Annotated in this window: 10 protein-coding genes; 7 read left to right on the forward strand and 3 right to left on the reverse strand. The window is 40.9% G+C overall.

Features of this window, described 5'->3' with window-relative positions:
• Window positions 1-33: 33 nt before the first annotated feature.
• Both CDC37_RS19595 and CDC37_RS19600 read right to left on the reverse strand, forming a co-directional pair.
• Window positions 34-600: a GNAT family N-acetyltransferase gene (locus CDC37_RS19595; RefSeq protein ID WP_096624334.1), complete on the reverse strand. Its 567-nt coding sequence runs from the start codon at window positions 598-600 to the stop codon at window positions 34-36.
• 86 nt (window positions 601-686) lie between these two features.
• Window positions 687-1,700: a potassium channel family protein gene (locus tag CDC37_RS19600; protein WP_096624336.1), complete on the reverse strand. Its 1,014-nt coding sequence runs from the start codon at window positions 1,698-1,700 to the stop codon at window positions 687-689.
• Between the two features lie 260 nt (window positions 1,701-1,960).
• Between CDC37_RS19600 and CDC37_RS19605 the strand changes: the two genes are divergently transcribed.
• Window positions 1,961-3,238 (forward strand): aspartate aminotransferase family protein, encoded by a 1,278-nt coding sequence (locus CDC37_RS19605; RefSeq protein WP_442861047.1) that lies wholly within the window; start codon window positions 1,961-1,963, stop codon window positions 3,236-3,238.
• A gap of 76 nt (window positions 3,239-3,314) precedes the next feature.
• Here CDC37_RS19605 and CDC37_RS19610 read toward each other — a convergent pair whose 3' ends face one another.
• Window positions 3,315-5,060 carry a polysaccharide deacetylase family protein gene (locus CDC37_RS19610; RefSeq protein ID WP_096624338.1) on the reverse strand — a complete coding sequence of 582 codons (1,746 nt, stop codon included), beginning with the start codon at window positions 5,058-5,060 and terminating at the stop codon, window positions 3,315-3,317.
• 703 nt (window positions 5,061-5,763) lie between these two features.
• On the opposite strand from CDC37_RS19610, the gene CDC37_RS19615 reads away from it, so the two are divergent.
• The 6 genes from CDC37_RS19615 to CDC37_RS19640 all read left to right on the forward strand — a co-directional run bounded on the left by CDC37_RS19615 (window position 5,764) and on the right by CDC37_RS19640 (window position 18,076).
• Entirely contained in the window at window positions 5,764-6,966 is a 1,203-nt protein-coding gene (locus tag CDC37_RS19615) for a response regulator (RefSeq protein ID WP_096624340.1), read from the forward strand.
• A 173-nt stretch (window positions 6,967-7,139) separates the two neighbouring features.
• A complete protein-coding gene (locus CDC37_RS19620) occupies window positions 7,140-7,502 on the forward strand; it encodes a response regulator transcription factor (RefSeq protein WP_096624342.1) in 363 nt (120 codons plus the stop codon).
• Between the two features lie 275 nt (window positions 7,503-7,777).
• Window positions 7,778-8,254 (forward strand): chemotaxis protein CheW, encoded by a 477-nt coding sequence (locus CDC37_RS19625; RefSeq protein ID WP_330220819.1) that lies wholly within the window; start codon window positions 7,778-7,780, stop codon window positions 8,252-8,254.
• Window positions 8,255-8,740: 486 nt separating this feature from the next.
• Window positions 8,741-13,384 carry a GAF domain-containing protein gene (locus tag CDC37_RS19630; RefSeq protein ID WP_096624344.1) on the forward strand — a complete coding sequence of 1,548 codons (4,644 nt, stop codon included), beginning with the start codon at window positions 8,741-8,743 and terminating at the stop codon, window positions 13,382-13,384.
• 111 nt (window positions 13,385-13,495) lie between these two features.
• Complete coding sequence (locus CDC37_RS25325; protein ID WP_231943117.1) at window positions 13,496-13,726, forward strand: four helix bundle protein; 231 nt, start codon at window positions 13,496-13,498, stop codon at window positions 13,724-13,726.
• Window positions 13,727-14,365: 639 nt separating this feature from the next.
• Window positions 14,366-18,076 carry a hybrid sensor histidine kinase/response regulator gene (locus CDC37_RS19640; protein WP_096624346.1) on the forward strand — a complete coding sequence of 1,237 codons (3,711 nt, stop codon included), beginning with the start codon at window positions 14,366-14,368 and terminating at the stop codon, window positions 18,074-18,076.
• The last annotated feature ends 53 nt before the right edge of the window (window positions 18,077-18,129 follow it).

The raw sequence follows: 18,129 nt of genomic DNA on the forward strand, positions 1-18,129 counted from the left end.
ACCGTTTTTAGAATCGGTATAAAAAAAGACGAATTAATTTGGATAATGGGGATTAATTAAACTAGTTAAAATATGGTCTTCCCATTTGCCATTAATTAATAAATAATCTCGAGCATAGCCCTCCACTACAAACCCTAATTTTTTTAATAAATTACCACTGCGCTGATTATGGGGCATATAACAGGCCATAATTCGGTGCATTTTTAGTTGCTGAAATACATAATTCACCGCCAAACTTAAACCCTCAAGCATATATCCTTGACCTTGCCATGTTTGCGCTAAACTATATCCCACATGACAGTATTGGGCTGCACCCCTGACAAAATTATTAAAATTAATTGTACCAATAATAATATCTAAATTTTCCTTGGGAAACATGAATAGTCGTAGGGAACGGTCATTTACCAGTTCATGTAAATTAGTTTCCACCTGTAACCGCCAATATTCTTCAGAAAAAAAACCATCCTCCCACAATGGATAATAGGGAGTCAGATAGGTTTTATTATGACTAAAATAGCTAATAATGCGTTGAATATCTTCATGATTTGCCATCCTTAAAATCAAACGATGGCTAGATAGAAGTGGCAATTGCGATCGCATACGGTCAGTTCAGGGAAACATTAAAGAAGTCGGGAACACGAGACTAACTCTAGAGGATTGCTCCCAAATTAGGTATACTGAGATTATCAACTACGGGGACGACGAATTTGCTTCGATGTAATCGGACTTAAAATTTGGTTTAAATTCCGCAATTGTTCCGCAGTTCCCATACAAATCAGGATATCTCCCGCCATTAACAGCGTATCGCCAGTTGGTGCGCCAATCAATGTGCCATCAGCGCGACGAATTGCCAAAACCAAAGCTCCAGTCTGCGATCGCAATTCCGCTTTTTGTAAAGTCTCCCCCACAAAAGCACAGGTTCCCGGTTCAATTAGCAACTCTTCCATATACAGCTGACGGTCATTCCCGGAAATAATCCCATCCACAAAATCCATCACCTGGGGACGTAAAGCCGCAGCAGCCATCCGTTTTCCCCCTGTAATATAGGGTGAAATTACCACATCCGCACCCCCACGCTGCAACTTTTGCAAACCCTCCTCCGTACTCGCACGGGCAATGACGCGAATCTGGGGATTCAGGGTTTTTGCGGAAATAATAATGTATAAATTTTCTGCATCCGAAGGTAAAGCCGCCACAATACAATTCGCCCGTTCAACCCCAACCTCCAGCAAACTTTCATCCAAAGTTGCATCACCCAAATACACATTATACCCCTCCATCTGGGCCATCCGTACCGACTCAACTTCCGCATCAATAATTACAAATGGCACACCTTCAGCCCAAAACTCCTTGGCAATCTGTCGCCCGGTGCGACTAAAGCCACAAATGATATAATGTCCAATAAGGGAGTCCATTAGTCGCCGTAATTGTCGTAGTTTAATACCTTCTTGAAAATACCCTTGAATAATGGCTTCGGTAAAACGATTCACAATGTAACCAATACTAACCAAACCCATCAAAATTAAAGCAATGGTAAATAACCTCCCCCGATTTTCCAACGGTCGAGTTTCCCCATATCCCACCGTTGCCAGGGTAATAATTGTCATATAGGCCGCATCTTGCCAAGACCAGCCCTCAACTAGGCTATACCACAACGTCCCAATGATAAATACCACCGCTAATGCGATCGCACCCGCCATCAGTTCTGTCTGAATTCTATAGTACTTTTGTTCGAGAATAGAATAGGTATTACGCCGTCTTCGGGTAGGTCGTCGTCGTCGAAACAATCTACGCATTAGGATTACATTTTATAACCAGGATGAGGATGACAAAAAGATAATGCTATTTCCGAGACATGCAGGAACAAAGTATCATAACAAACAAATAGCCAAGTTATGTTTGATGGGTGACATACAGCTAAAAACCACAGTAAGATCAAAACATCTTTAGGAGTTAGGCAGTGAGCATCGAAACGCTAACAACCACCAATGGACAATTAGGGAGCAACACATCACATCAATTTGACCAGAATCAATTTGATGCTGCCGTGATGTCAACCTATGCCCGATTTCCAATCGCCCTCGAAAAAGGTCTAGGTTGCCGAGTTTGGGATACACAAGGGCGAGAATATCTCGATTTTGTCGCTGGGATTGCCACCTGTACCCTTGGTCATGCCCATCCAGCGATGATTGAGAGTGTCACCCAACAAATTCAGAAACTGCATCACGTTTCTAATTTGTACTACATTCCCGAACAAGGAGAACTGGCTAATTGGCTAGTTTCCCACTCCTGTGCAGACCGGGTGTTTTTCTGTAATTCCGGTGCAGAAGCTAACGAAGCAGCCATCAAACTCGCCCGTAAATATGCCCATACAGTCCTGGAAATCGAACACCCAATTATTCTAACAGCCCATGCCAGTTTTCACGGACGAACTTTAGCCACAATTACCGCCACAGCCCAACCAAAATACCAAAAATATTTTGATCCCCTAGTTCCTGGTTTCCACTACGTACCCTACAACGATATCAATGCCGTGGAAGCAGCCGTCAGCGAACTGGATGAAGGAAATTATCGCGTCGGTGCAATTTTATTGGAACCCCTACAAGGAGAAGGAGGGGTGAGACCGGGGGACATTGCATATTTCCAAAAACTGCGGCAAATTTGTGATGAAACGGGAATTTTGTTGATATTTGACGAAGTACAAGTGGGAATGGGACGCACAGGAAAACTATGGGGATACGAAACTTTAGGAGTAGAACCTGATATTTTCACTAGCGCCAAAGGGTTGGGAGGAGGAATTCCCATCGGTGCAATGCTAGCCAAAAAATTCTGTGATGTATTCCAGCCAGGGGAACATGCTAGCACCTTTGGGGGCAATCCCTTCGCCTGTGGTGTGGCTTTAAGTGTTTGCCAAACCCTAGAACGGGAAGATATTCTCACAAACGTGGTCAATCGGGGAGAACAGCTACGTCAGGGACTGCGACTACTTGCAGCCAAATACCCCCACATCGTTATAGATGTACGGGGTTGGGGATTAATTAACGGAATGGAACTTAGTCCTGATATTCCCTATACCGCCGCAGATGTCGCCAAAGCCGCAATGGAGCAAGGATTACTCCTAGTTCCCGCAGGACCGAAAGTCGTTCGCTTTGTCCCCCCCCTAGTAGTTACTGCTGCCGATATTAATGAAGGTTTAGCAAGATTGGAACAGGCATTAGTTAATATTATTAATCATTAAATTGAGAAATGGGGATTTTTGGCGGTTGACAGTAGAGACGACCCGACGGGTCGTCTCTACATCCCACGGGTCGTCTCTACATCCCACGGGTCGTCTTTACCTGATTCGGAAATAAAGCCACTGCATGGGGAACAGGACGAGGACGATACCTAGACATACTTTTACCTTGATAAACCAGGGATGTACTATCACCGGAATCTAACATCACAGCTTCGACAAAGCCTTCCTCGGCTAAGATTTTACCCAATTGAATCGAATCAACATTATCTCGGCTAATACCGATTTCTGGTTGTCCATCCTGATTAATCCCCCAAAAAGCCCGATAACGTTTCGCATCAAAACCATATAAGTTATTAAAAGATTTCGCTGGTTGGGGTTGACCATCCCGAACTAACCACGCTGCGGCCACAAAAATATCATTGACCGGATTCATTTCTGCCTGAATTCCCGTCAGGGTATTATGTTTATCCGGATCAAAGGGTACAAATTTCACTGTCTTGTCGTTGATTAAGACTAGAGGACGACCTTTGAGTTTGGGAATTTCCCCCCGATAACCGGGAATAAAACCGTGACCAATCTTGCTTAGAACTGGTCCAATCATAATATTAGAATTGAGGCTTTTAAGGGAGAAAAAAGTCCCATCCACCGCCGCAACTGCACCTGTCCCTTTAACAATATCTTCTATTTGGTAGCGACTATCGGCGTGAATTGTGACTGGTTTCCCACCGGAGACAAACACAAAGGAAATACCCTCAATTTTCTTTTCTTCCTTACGAATATCGGCTTGAAAATCCAGTCCACACAAGGGTAAATTTGCACCACCGTTGGCTTGGGGCAGAACTTTTTGAATTTGGGACTGACCAAACCTACCAATGGCAAATAAATCTACCGACTCCCCAGCAAATATTTCCTTGGCATCATCCATTGATAGGGCTGCAATATAACCAGCATTTTGCACCAATTCCTTAACCTTATCATTATGTTTTCCGGCTGGATAGGTGAAATAGTGAATGGGTATACCTAATTTAGACTCCAGTACCCGCTTTGATTCAATAATTTCCGTAGTTAAATCTTGCTCAGATAACTTTGTTAAATCCGCAGGATGGTTGACACTGTGGGATGCTATCGTCACCAAGGGGTCAGCAGCCATTATTTTTAAGTCTTCCCAACTGACATGGGTACGTCCAGTGTTGTCACCGACATAGCGAGTTGCAATCGAAAATACTGCCGGATAATTATATTTTTTTAGGAGGGGGTAGACGTACTCATAATGACCACCATAACCATCATCAAAGGAAAGTAAAATCGGCTTTTTCGGTAGGGGAATACCTGTGCGTAGGTGGATAATTAATTGGTTCAAGCTAATGGGTGTAGCTTGCTGAGATTTAATTAGTTCAAAGTGATTCTCTAGTTCAGTGGGTGTGACATCAAAAAAGACTTCCTTTTTGGAAAGGATATCATGATACATCAAAATCGGTACTTTTGCTTTACTCGCAGCTTCACTAATTAACGGAAAAGTTTGAGTATTCAGGGTAAATTTTTCCGGAAATTGGGAGCTAGTAAATACTAGGGGGGAAGCTGCTAAAGATTGATTATTGGCGATGGTTATATTTTTATCAAGGCTTTGATATTTGTCACAAATTTCTGCTAAACTCAATACTGGTTCAGGGGTCTGCCAAGGAAATATATTACTTGGAGATGTTTGGGATGTATTAATCGGTGAAAACCAAAAAAAATCAGCAGCCCAAAGACCAGTAATAAATAACAATGTACCGAAGAAGACAAATAAAAAATTCTTGACTCTAGATTTTTGATTAGGCATGTTACGATTACCATCAGAATGGACATTCAGGCTCGGAACAGCGAAATAGAAACAAAACTTTACAAAAAATCTAAACTCAAGATAACCGCACTAGGCTAAGGATTTATAATTAGTTGATTAAACAAATCCGAAAGTAATATTAAAATTTAGGAGATAGCGATCGCAAACACTAAATACATGCGATGTTGATAGATATTGGCGAGGTCAAAGCCTTGATTGAGGTGAGTCAAAAGTAAAAAAAATACCTTTGATATTAAGGCATAGATTACCAAATCAACTCTAAAGCTTCTGTGAAATCAAAATCAGGATTTTCACGGATTGAGTTAAAACCCTGAAAACGTAATACTGGATATAAATATAAGTAACTCTCATTCTACATAAACACCAGCCATACATTGAGGTGATGTTTAAAAGTTAAGTTAAATAGCTTTGGATCAGGAAGTATGCGCTACTTCCCTATTTGAGGTGATTGACCGAGTTTGGAGGAGTAATAGCAAGCTGATTTCCCGTGATTGCTATTTTGAATCATTGCTAAAAATGTATCTTATTGCGAGATATAAACAGAATTCATTCCCTCAAAACTAAATCCGGATGGATTCTCATTAGATATACATCATTGTACAGGGACTACTCACACACAAATCACACCTGAATTTCACCAGGCAAAAACACTGACTTTTTATTCAACATAAGGATACGAGGAATGATCCATCCAGACTTGATGGTATCAAATAATTTAATAGAGGAGTTTAAAGTCTGTACCCGGCTACAGTACAGTGGCAAACTGGATATTAGAACTGCTAAAGGCGATAGATGGGCTTTTTATTACCGATTGGGTAGAATTGTCTGGGCTACTGGTGGAAAGCACCCCTTTCGACGATGGCGCAGAAATATGGCACAATTTTGTCCAGATATTGACGTGGAAAAAATCCAGTTACAACCCTCCGATGCGGAAATTGACTATTGGGATTATCGATTGCTGGAAACATTGCATGATCGGCAAAAGGTTCGTCGCGAACAAATTAACTCAATTGTCGAGAGTACAATTACTGAACTATTATTTGACCTAGCCCAAAGCACTAACTTTAATCCCATCACCTGCGATCGCAATCAAGATGTTATCCTCGAAACTCCGATGAGTTTCACCAGCGCGGATATGTCGCTGAAGTATATGCAGGATACTTGGAAAAACTGGTCAGAAGCAGGTTTAGCTAATTTTTTGCCTGACTCAGCACCAATTTTACGCCGTCCTGAACAACTTCAACAGCAAGTTAGTCCAGCTGTATATAAAAATTTCGTTGTTTTGATGAATGGGAAATATACCCTGCGGGATTTAGCTTTTCGGATGAAGCAGGGTATTCTACCCGTTACCCGTTCCTTGCTTCCCTATATCCTCAAGGGAATTATTGAACTGATTGAAGTTCCGGATATTCCTTTACGTATTAGTGAAGTCAAGAAAAACTCAGCCACACCTATCAAATCCACTCCATCAGGTCCCTTGATTGCTTGTGTTGATGATAGTCCCCAAGTGACCCAAATGCTAGAGCAAATTCTTGCTCCTAACGGGTTTCGATTCATCAAAATTCAAGACCCCCTACAGGCTTTACCCATTCTCATTGAACATAAGCCTGATTTAATTTTCCTTGATTTAGTCATGCCCGTTGCCAGTGGTTACGAAATTTGCGCCCAGTTGCGTCGAGTTTCCGTATTTACCCATACACCAATCATTATTTTAACTGGTAGCGATGGTCTGTTAGACCGAGTGAGGGCTAAAGTAGTTGGTTCAACTGATTTTATTAGCAAACCAGTTGCTGCGGATAAGGTCATGGGGGTAGTTCGTAAGTATATTACTGTACCTGCATCTGGCTTAAATCGTACTAACCAACAAGCAACTGCAATGGGATGAAATCATAATTTTATTCATAAAGTTAGTAAATTTTTTATTGAGTATCCAAGTATTTTCACTGAGCCTATTCTCGATTGAATGCATCAAAATGAGATAAACAGAATTTTGTTTGCATGGATGGAACAGGTTAATGAAGTTTGATTTAATTTTGCAGAATTAAAAAGGTGATTCCTATGAGTACTGTATTAGTTGTTGAAGACGGCTTAACAGATATGGAAATTCTCTGTCGTTATTTACAACAAGCAGGACATTCTGTCATTAGTGCTAAAAGTAGTGAAGAAGCACAGGAGCAGTTAGTTCAAAAAACACCGGATTTAATTTTTTTGGATGTGATTTTACCTGGTAAAAGTGGCTATGAGATTTGTCGAGAACTCAAAAATAATCCCAGTACCAGTAATATTCCGATAATTTTTTGTTCCACAAAAAATAGTGATGTGGATAAAATGTGGGGAACAATGCTAGGTGCTGATGGCTACATATCTAAACCAATTGACCCAGAGGAGTTAGCGGGTACTTTGAAGCAATTAATTAAGTAGAGGCGTAATATGTTACGTCTGTAGTAGGAAAATTAATCTATTATGAGAGCGCTTATCCCCTACTTGCTCAAAATGTATTCATAATCTACTCAACATTGATGGGATATCTTATCGAAAAAAAATAAATTTTTTTCACCACTACTGAGTTCGATATCCACTGTTAGTTGAAATAAAAACTTGGTTTTGGATTTTTTTATCGGCTGTTAGCATCAGACTAATAGCTGAATATTTGTGCTTTTGTCATCAGATAATTGTGTTATTGTTGTGAAATTACAGTGATAGAAACAGAAGAGAAAGTTTTGAGCTTTTGCCTGGGAAATCAAGATACAGCAGTGATACCTTTAGCTAATATTACTGAAGTTTTTCAAGTTTCCTTAAATGATGTATGTGGCGTTCCCGAAATGCCCAACTGTATCCAAGGGATTTATAATTGGCGGGGGGAGATGTTATGGTTAATTGATTTGGAGTTGATGTTGGGTTATGCTTCCCTGAGTTATAGAAGCAATATCACTGCAAAAATGATGGTCATAGTGATTCAATATGAGGGTAAATATTTAGGCCTATTAGTGCGTCAGTTAATGGATATTGAACGGCTGAACTCTGGTGCAATTAAACTAGCTAACTCCCAGTTATTTCCCCATGAGGTGCTGCCATTTCTGCGAGGATATTTTATTAATGAGTCGGAGAAAATGATTATTGCCATTAATCCTGAATCTATTTTTAATGCCCCATATTGGCAAATTCATAATTGATAATTTGGAGGTTTTGACCCGAATTAATTCCAAATCTCTACAGTTTTTAGGGAATAGGAAGAGAATTAAGTCGTTATTCAAGACTTATCATTTACACGTGAGAAATACGGGTTTGAGATTTCGTCTACTTAATGGGATTATCTCTAAATAGATATAGGCTTGATTTTTACTATCCTCGATTATTTATCTTGCTTACAAATAGTTAGTAGGAAGTAGTAAGAATATTAATCCGTGACTCAACCCTTATTACTCACCTGTGAGACATACAGGTTTAAATAGGGAAAATAACAAATGCACGATGCAACATTTACTGGATTCAGAGTGCTAGGTGATTAATTGATGCTTGATGATGAATAGTTCCTGATGGAAACCATTAACTATAAATTCTAAGGATTTTTTAATCATCCGTAGATTTTTTGCTCAGTAGGCAAAATAATCAGTACATATAAATATTTGTTCACTAATATTGAAGATTGAGGAATAGACATGACGAGCATTTATGAAAATAATAATGGATTTACAGTCGAAAGTATTGAAAGCGGAATGGTGGAAAATAAACCTGTGGAGACTTCTTTAGCAGCGACTTTAATAGAACAAGGTGTAGAGAGTGAAGTTAATCAAAGGTTTTTAAAAACTTGGCGGAAGCTGTTTGCTAGCATCAAGACAGAAATGGGACGCTCCCGTGACCGAGAAACCTTACTAACTACTACAGTTAAGCAAATACATGAAAAAATAGCCAGCGATCGCACTCTGGTTTACCGGTTTGTGAATTCAGAAACGGGTGTAATTGCAAGTGAATATCTGAACCGGGGGTGGACTCCAGCAATGGGGGAAAATTTACCAGCAATTGTATTTGGTGGTTTTCAAAGTTGCGATTATCAAGATGCGATCGCTATCAACCAAATTGCAGAAATTGATGCGACTCCCTACCAAAGACAGTTATTAGAGAAATTCCAAGTTCAGTCCAGTTTAGCAGTTCCCGTTTATTTGCAAGGACAAACTTGGGGATTGCTAGTGGTTCATCAGTGTCAAAAAACACGGGTTTGGAGTGAATCGGAAATTTCCCTACTAACACTAGTTGCAGATGAACTCGGTGATTGCTTGCAAATCCTGGAACTTCACCAACAACAGCAATTACAAGCACAGGAATATAAATCCTTGACAAAAGTCATTGATAAAATTCAACGTGCATCTAGTTTAGAGCAAATTTTGCAAACAACAACCCAAGCAGCAAGACAATTAATTAACTGCGATCGCGTTTCGGTTTATCAATTTCATCCCGACTGGAGTGGTGAATATGTCTGTGAATCGGTTGCTCCTGGTTGGACTCCTTTGGTGGGTGGGGGAATTAAAACAGTCTGGGAAGACACCTACCTCCAGGAAACCCAGGGAGGACGTTACCGTCACCACGAAAGCATGATTGTCCATGACATCTATACAATGGGTTTTTCACCCTGTCATGTTGATTTGTTGGAACAATTTCAAGTCCGTGCTTACATCACAGTTCCCGTCTTTTCGGGTCAAAAGCTCTGGGGAATATTAGCAGGTTATCAAAACTCGGAAACTCGCACCTGGAAAGAGTCGGAAATTGAGTTATTTAAACACTTTGCTAGCAGTTTAGGGGTTGCGGTATCCCAACAGGAATCCCTGCAACAAATGCAAATTCAAGCTCAACAGCAAGCTAAAATTGCTACCCAGGAAAAAGCGATCGCGAAATTAATTTCTCGAATTCGCCAATCTGTAGATATTAAAGATATCCTTACTGCTACCACCCAGGAAATTCGCCAACTACTCAGTACCCAACGGGTGGGTGTGTATCGATTTAATCCCGATTGGAGTGGGGATTTTGTGGCCGAATCTGCTGCTCCAGGTTTAGTTCCCCTGATGGACAAGGGATTAGAAAAGGAGGTTTTGCAAGAAAACGGTCACTGTCAAACCCTGCAAGGACTAGCGACAATTTATAAATCCCACGATAATTATCTGCAAAATACCCAGGGAGGTCGCTACCAGCAAAAAACAGCCTTTGTGGTCAATGATGTGGAAAAAGCAGGTTTTCCAGACTGTTACATGCACTTGCTAGAGCAGTTAGAAGCCAAAGCTTACATGACCGCTCCCATTTTTAATGGTGAAAAACTCTGGGGACTCCTAACAGTTTACCATAGTGAAGGAGCCAGGGATTGGCAAGAATCGGAAATTAACCTGATCAAACAAGTAGCTGTACAATTTGGCACAGCCATTTCCCAAGCCGAATATATTCAACAAACCCAAGCACAAGCGGAAAAACTGGCCAACACAGCCAAACGTCAACAGGATTTAATCGCCCTCACCCGTAAAATTGGTGAAGCCCTAGTTGAAAAAGTGACAAATACTTCCCAACTAGAAGCCATTCTCCAGACAACAGTAGCAGAAGTCCGACGACTCCTACAAACCGACCGAACAGTTATATATCGGTTTAATCCCGACTGGAGTGGTGATTTTATCGCTGAATCCGTAGCACCTGGTTGGCTACCCTTCCAGGAAAAACTGCAAAACCAACAAATTAACCAGGATTTACTCAAAGAAAACGGTCACTGCGATAGCATCCGCAGTTTAACTTCCATCTACAAACAGAAAGATTCCTACCTTCAAGAGAATCAAGGTGGTCGTTACCAGCAAAAAACCACCTTCGTCGTTAACGATGTTACTCAGGAAAACTTCCCCGCTTGTTACACCGAATTACTCGACCAATTTGAAGCCAAAGCCTATTTAACCGTTCCCATTTTCAAAGGGGATCAACTTTGGGGACTGCTTGCAAGTTACCAACATGACCGCACCCGTGAATGGCAAGAAGCAGAAATCAACATCATGCAGCAGATTGCCGTATTAGTCGCAGTCGCAATACAACAAGCTCAAAGTTTCGAGAAATTAGAACAACAATCTCAACAAGCAACTAAAGCCGCAGAAATTGATCAAGCTGTGGGTAAAGTCATTGATAAAATCCGTAAATCCTCGGATATTGACTCAATTTTTCATACTACCACCAAGGAAGTTCGTAATTTACTTCAAGCTGACCGGGTAGTAGTGTTCAAATTCAATCCTGACTGGAGTGGTAATTTTGTCGCTGAGTCGGTGGGAGCAAATTGGGTACGATTAGTAGATGGTAATCACCAAACCTATTGGGCTGATAGTTATTTACAAGAAACCCAAGGAGGACGCTACCGCAACCGTGAATACTTTGTTGCCAATGATATGTATACAGCAGGACACGCGGAATGTCACTTAGAAATTTTAGAACAATACCAAGCTCGTGCCTACGTAATTGTACCTATTTTTCAAGGTGAAAATCTCTGGGGACTATTGGCTGCTTACCAGAATTCGGGGACACGGGAATGGCAGCAATTAGAAATTAACCTACTGATGCGAATTGGTGATCAGTTTGGTGTCGCACTACAACAGGTAGAGTATTTGCAACAACTGGAACGAAAAACCCAGGAAGTGCAAAGAGTAGCCGAACGCGATCGCGCTGCAACTAAAGTCATTGATAAAATCCGTCAGTCCATTGATATTAACGAGATTTTCTCCATCACCACCAAAGAGGTACGGGGATTATTAAATACAGACCGGGTAGCCATTTACCGTTTTAATCCCGATTGGGGTGGTGTCTTTGTTGCTGAATCCGTAGCTCCCGGTTGGGTATCGCTGGTGGAAAAACAAAATCAAATACCCCAATTACAGGAAAATATCAGTAATTGCCTTGGCGCAGGTGGTTTACTGACGGCAAGCGATAAAGCCCAAGGGAAACAAGTTAAAGACACCTACCTACAAGCCACCCAAGCTCAAGAACTGCGCGATCGCACTGCGTTTGTCCGTAGTGATATCCACAATTCCGGGTTTTCCCAGTGCTACGTGGATGTTCTCGATGAATACCAAGCCAAAGCCTACGCGATTGTACCGATTTTCCAGGGCGAAAAACTCTGGGGAATGCTTGCAGCCTTTGAAAATAAAGGTACAAGGGAATGGGCAGAATTGGAAGTATCTTTACTTACCCGTATTGCCAACCAGCTAGGGACAACCCTACAACAAACTGAGTACCTGGAAACCCTCAAACAGCAATCAGCCCAATTAAAGGCAGCCGCAGAGCGGGAAAAACAAAACACTGAACAATTCCAAAAGCAAGCAATGCAACTGTTAGCGGCCGTACGTCCGGCTCTCGATGGGGATTTAACGGTGCGCGCTCCCATTACGGAAGATGTTCTCGGTACAATTGCGGATGCCTATAACAATACCCTGCAAGCATTGCGACAAATTGTCAGTCAGGTATTAGGAGCAGCTGAACAGGTGGCAGCTAGATCGAATGAAAGTAACGCTTCCCTAGGTAGTTTAACAGGTTTAGCCCGTCAACAATCCAAAGAAATCAACGAAGCCTTGATGGAAATTCAACAAATGGTTGATTCCACCCAAGCCGTGGTTGACAATGCGGAAATAGTGCAAACCACCGTCAAACAAGCAAGCCAAACCGTGGAAAAAGGCGATGCAGCCATGAACAAAACCGTGGAAGCGATTCAAGCCATCCGCGAAACCGTTGCTCAAACCAGTAAAAAAATCAAACGTCTAAGTGAATCATCCCAGAAAATTTCCAAAGTCGTCAACCTGATTAGTAACTTTGCTACTCAAACAAACGTACTAGCACTCAACGCCGCCATTGAAGCCACCCGCGCAGGGGAGTACGGGAAAGGATTTGCAGTAGTTGCGGATGAAGTGCGTTCTCTGTCTCGTCAATCAGCCGCAGCAACCATCGAAATTGAGAAATTAGTCCAGGAAATTCAGGAAGAGACAGGGGAAGTTGCAGTGGCCATGGAAACAGGTATTCAGCAGGTAGTAGAGGGAACAAATCTAGTCAGTGAAACCCGTCAAAGCTTGAATGAAATTGTTACAGCCACCGAGGAAATTAGCGAGCTACTAAATAAAATTACGGAGGCGACCCAAGGACAAATGATGCAATCAGTATCCGTAACTGCATCGATGAAAGATGTTGCGCAAATTGCGAACAAAACCTCATCGGAAACCAATAATATTGCGGTTGTCTTCCAACAATTATCAGAAATGGCAGAGGAGTTGTTAAACAGTATGAGCAAGTTTAAAGTCAACTGATTTTGGATTTTGGATTTTGGATTGTTTTCCCAGATATAATCTGGGAATGATGCATCGAGAACAAGTAAGCGGATTGGATACAGAAAGTTTAGAAAAACTGAATTTTTAGTTATGAATGAGGAAGAGTTTAAACGACGGACAAAATTATTTGCATTAAGAGTGTTTCGTTTAGTTGAAGCTCTTCCCCATAATTCGATTGTTAATGTTATCGGTAAACAATTAATTCGTTCGGCGACATCAGTCGGTGCAAATTACCGCTCGGCTTGTCGGGGTCGCTCTATTGCTGATGTTATTGCTAAATTAAGTTTAGTGGCAGAGGAAGCTGATGAGAGTCTTTACTGAATGGAGATAATTATTGAAGCTAACTTATTACCGGCTCAAAAGTTAAGTGACTTGATGATGGAAACCAATGAAATTATTGCCATGACTGTAGCATCGATCAAAACATTGAAAAACAAGTCTGCTGACGTGAATGGAAAATCACACAAAAAATTATCAAATTAAATTTTGTAATAGTGACTTAGCTAAAGACTTGTTGATTATTAAACTACAAATTATATATGCTTTATTATTCTATGACAAAGACAAGTTATATACAAATAGTTGAAATAAAAAAAATGGCTGATTTGCATATAATTTATGTTTGATTTTATAACACAATACAGTTCAGTTTAGACTTAAAAGCCTGATTATTGGGTAGGTTGGGTTGAAGAATGTAGAGGCAGTAGCCCTCGTGGAATGCCTACCCACGCGGAGCATCGGGACGAGATAATAATAAAAACTGTGTGAACTTATGGGTAAATTTCCACAAAATCAACAGTCTATGCAAAGCCTCAACCCAACCAACCTACAGTTATCTTTAACACCAAGCGTATTGATTTATAACATATGATTTGAATTGAATGTATTTTTACGTAAATACAGAAAAAACAACCTAAAACTTGAAATCATTTAATCCAAAATCTAAAATCTAAAATTATTATGATTACCGATTCTTCTATTCGCGAACAAGGTTATATTTACTTTCTGGAAGAAGCTCCGGAATTATTACAAACAATTGAAGCGGATTTATTTTCCTTAGCAGGGGATTTTAGTACTGCGAAGGTTCACAATTTGATGCGTGCTACCCATACAATTAAAGGGGGTGCAGCAAATGTGGGTTTGGAGGTAATTAATAAAATTGCCCACTCCTTAGAAGATATTTTTAAAGCATTATATAATCCGGATGTGGAATTAGATGGGGAGTTGCAAACCCTGTTATTTCAAGCTTTTGAGTGTTTGCAATTACCTGTGACTGCGGAAATTAGTGGTACTAGTATTGATGCTGATGAAATTTTACAACGTGCAGCTGGTGTTTTTGCCCAATTGCAAGAAAAATTAGGTGATGCTTTTGGTGCAGATACCTATATCCCGACTTCTGAGGAGTTGGGGTTTGATATTGTCCTGTCAATTTTTGAAACTGGTGTTTCCCAACGAATTGATAGTATTGCGGAGATTCTCGAAAATCCACCGGGAAATGACGAATTGGTAGATTTTTTACAGACCCAAGGGGAAGTGTTTTTGGGTTTGGCGGAGTCATTAAATTTACCAGGTTTTGCCGCGATCGCCAAGGCAATGGTTGATGCTTTGTCACGGAATTCCCACCGTGCTGTGGAGGTTGGGAATGCGGTTTTAGCTGATTTGTTAGCAGCACGAGCTGCCGTTCAGGGGGGGGATCGAGTTCGGGGGGGAGAGGTTTCTCCGCGATTATTAGAGTTAGCCCAGGGAGTTGATTCTTCAGGTTCGGATGTAGATAGTTTACCCTTGAGTGCAACGACAGTAATTAATACTGATTATCATCAAAATCAAGATAATCAAGATATTAATATTGCTACTGGGGAACAGGAGTTAATTGCACCCAGGCAAAATTCCTTACGGGATGAGATTGAAGCATTTTATCGATTTTTAACTCAAGGTAATCACAAAAATTACAAACCAATTAAGCCGACATCAGCGAAGTTTTATTTAAAGGTAATTCGTTATATTTTAGGCTGGTTTAACCATGAATTAGAGATTCCCGAATCCGAATTAAAATTACAATTACTTATCCCCATTCGGGGAATAGAATCAACCCTGGATTATCTCGAAAATTGGTTACGTGAGTTTTTTGTCTTTCTCGATGAGTTTGGTGAGGGAGAGAGTTTACGTCTATATCGTCAAGGTGTTATTTATACTATTATTTTAGCTCTAGCCCAATTCCTAGATGGGGAACCACAATTAATTAGGGTTTTACAAGAACGTATCCAGACATTAGCAAACGAATATAAAACCTATCCACCCATCACCAACCAAGAAAAAAACTGGTTAGATTCACCAAAATTACAAGCATTATTAGAAGTGAAAAAATACCCCGCTTCCAGTCATTCTCCATTTTCCAGTAGTGAAAACAGAGAAGAAATGATGGAAGCGATTTGGGGGGAAAATCTTCCCGCAAATAGCAATTCTTTTCCAAATAATTTAGTAGAAGATTTAGTTCCAGAAAATCAACCAATTGAATCAGATTCCGCTTCCCAGCAAGAAAATACCATCATTGAAAGCACATCCATCCCCCCATCCCCAGCGATTAATCACCCCCACCCAGCAGATTCAACCTCGGAGGAAAAACCAACTACTCCCCGTCACCGTTCATTTGTCCGGGTTGATGTGGAAGGTTTACACAAACTCAACTACCTTGCGGGTGAACTATTAATTTATCAAAAACGTCGCAGTCTGTTAGATGAACAACTCCATCAAGTCATCGAAAAACTATTTAGCCAACTATCCCGTCATCAAAATACCTTAAACGAACTACGGGAAATCCCCCTCCAAGGACAAAGCTTCACCTCCCATCAAACCCGAAATGTGGCATCGGTTAACTTTGATGCTTTGGAAATGGATGAATATACGGAATACCAACTGACACTACATTCAGCTTTAGAGGAAAGCTTGCAACTACAGGAAACAGCCGAATCCCTAGACCTAATTCTCCGTAACTCGATCCAGGTTCACGATAAAAAACAAATCCTCGCCCTTAATATTATTGATAATCTAGTGGAAGCACGGATGTCTCCCCTGGGAAATATTTTAAACCGCTTCCCCCAAATGATTCAAAATTTAGCAAATCTGTACAAAAAACAAGTAGAAATGAAACTTGTTGGTACACAGGTATTAGTTGATAAAGCGATCGCAGAAAAACTTTACGACCCATTGTTACATATTGTCCGTAACGCTTTTGACCACGGAATTGAAACACCAGAGGAGCGACTTAGCAAGGGGAAACCGGAAACAGGTACAATCGAAATCCGTGCTTATCACCAGGGAAGTCAAACTATTATCGAAGTTCGTGATGATGGAAAAGGTTTAAACTTCGAGAAAATTCGTCAAAAAGGTTTAGAACTAGGATTACTTACCAATCCCCAATCCAGCGAAGATGAATTAGTGGATTTATTGTTCTCACCGGGATTTTCCACTGCTGGTAAAGTCACCGATATTTCCGGAAGGGGAATCGGTTTAGATATTGTCAAAACTCAACTTCGCGCTTTGAACGGGGATATTACCCTCTATTCCCGTCCCCATCAAGGTACTACTTTTATTCTCAAGATACCCTTTTCTATGACAACAGAACAGTTAATGCTCGTACAAGCAGGAGGTGCGACCTACGCATTACTGCTTGATAGTATCGAAAAAATCCTACTTCCCTCGGTGACGCAAATCAGAGAATTGGAAGGAAGGAGGGTTTTATATTGGCAAAATGGAGACGATGAGCAAATAATTGCCATCCGTAATCTCGCAGAATTAATGCACTACAATAGCTCCTTTGTTAGTGGTGCAAGTTTAACTCATGGAACCACCACCCTTGATACCCAAGATATCGATAATCCGATTTTGATACTACAAAATGGTTCCGAATTACTGGGATTGCAGGTAGATCAAATTATTGGGGAACAGGAACTAGTGATCCGTCCCCTAGGTAATGCGATCGCACCTCCGAAATATATCTATGGGTGTACTAGTTTAGCCAATGGTAATTTAATTTTGGTGGTGGATGGAGCCTTAATTTTGACCTCCCATCAGATGTATCCACCCTTTGAGACCTATCATCAACCAGTCCTATCCCCCAGCAAACCAACAGCACTCCCCATTTCTCGTAACGAAACAACTACCGCATATCTGGAATCAGATAATTTAGATAGTTTTGCTGGTATGGAAGATGCAGGGATAAAACTACCCTCATTACCAGCATCGGAAATTCCCCTGACTGTACCCCGATGGGTATTAGTAGTTGATGATGCAATTAGTTTACGACAAACAATTTCCCTAACCCTGCAAAAGTATGGGTATCAAGTAATACAAGCAGAAAATGGCATTGAAGCCCTGGAAAAATTACAACACCACCCCGAAATATCCCTAGTAATTTCCGACCTAGAAATGCCCCGGATGAATGGATTTGAACTACTTTCCCACGTGCGTCAAAACCCCAGCATCAAAGACAAACCCATCGTGATTTTGACATCCAGGAGTGCGGAAAAACATCGACAACTAGCCTCCGCATTAGGTGCAACCGCTTACCTCACCAAACCCTATTTAGAACACGAATTCCTCGCAACAGTAGAAGGTATTTTTCGCGAAAATTCCCCATCTCCCAGTCAAAAATTGCTTGGTTCTGCAACCTAGTGGTCTATTCCATTAATTTTGATCAACGAAGAAAGGTAGGTAGTTGCGTTAGT

This window comes from Calothrix sp. NIES-3974 (assembly GCF_002368395.1).
GTDB lineage: Bacteria > Cyanobacteriota > Cyanobacteriia > Cyanobacteriales > Nostocaceae > NIES-3974.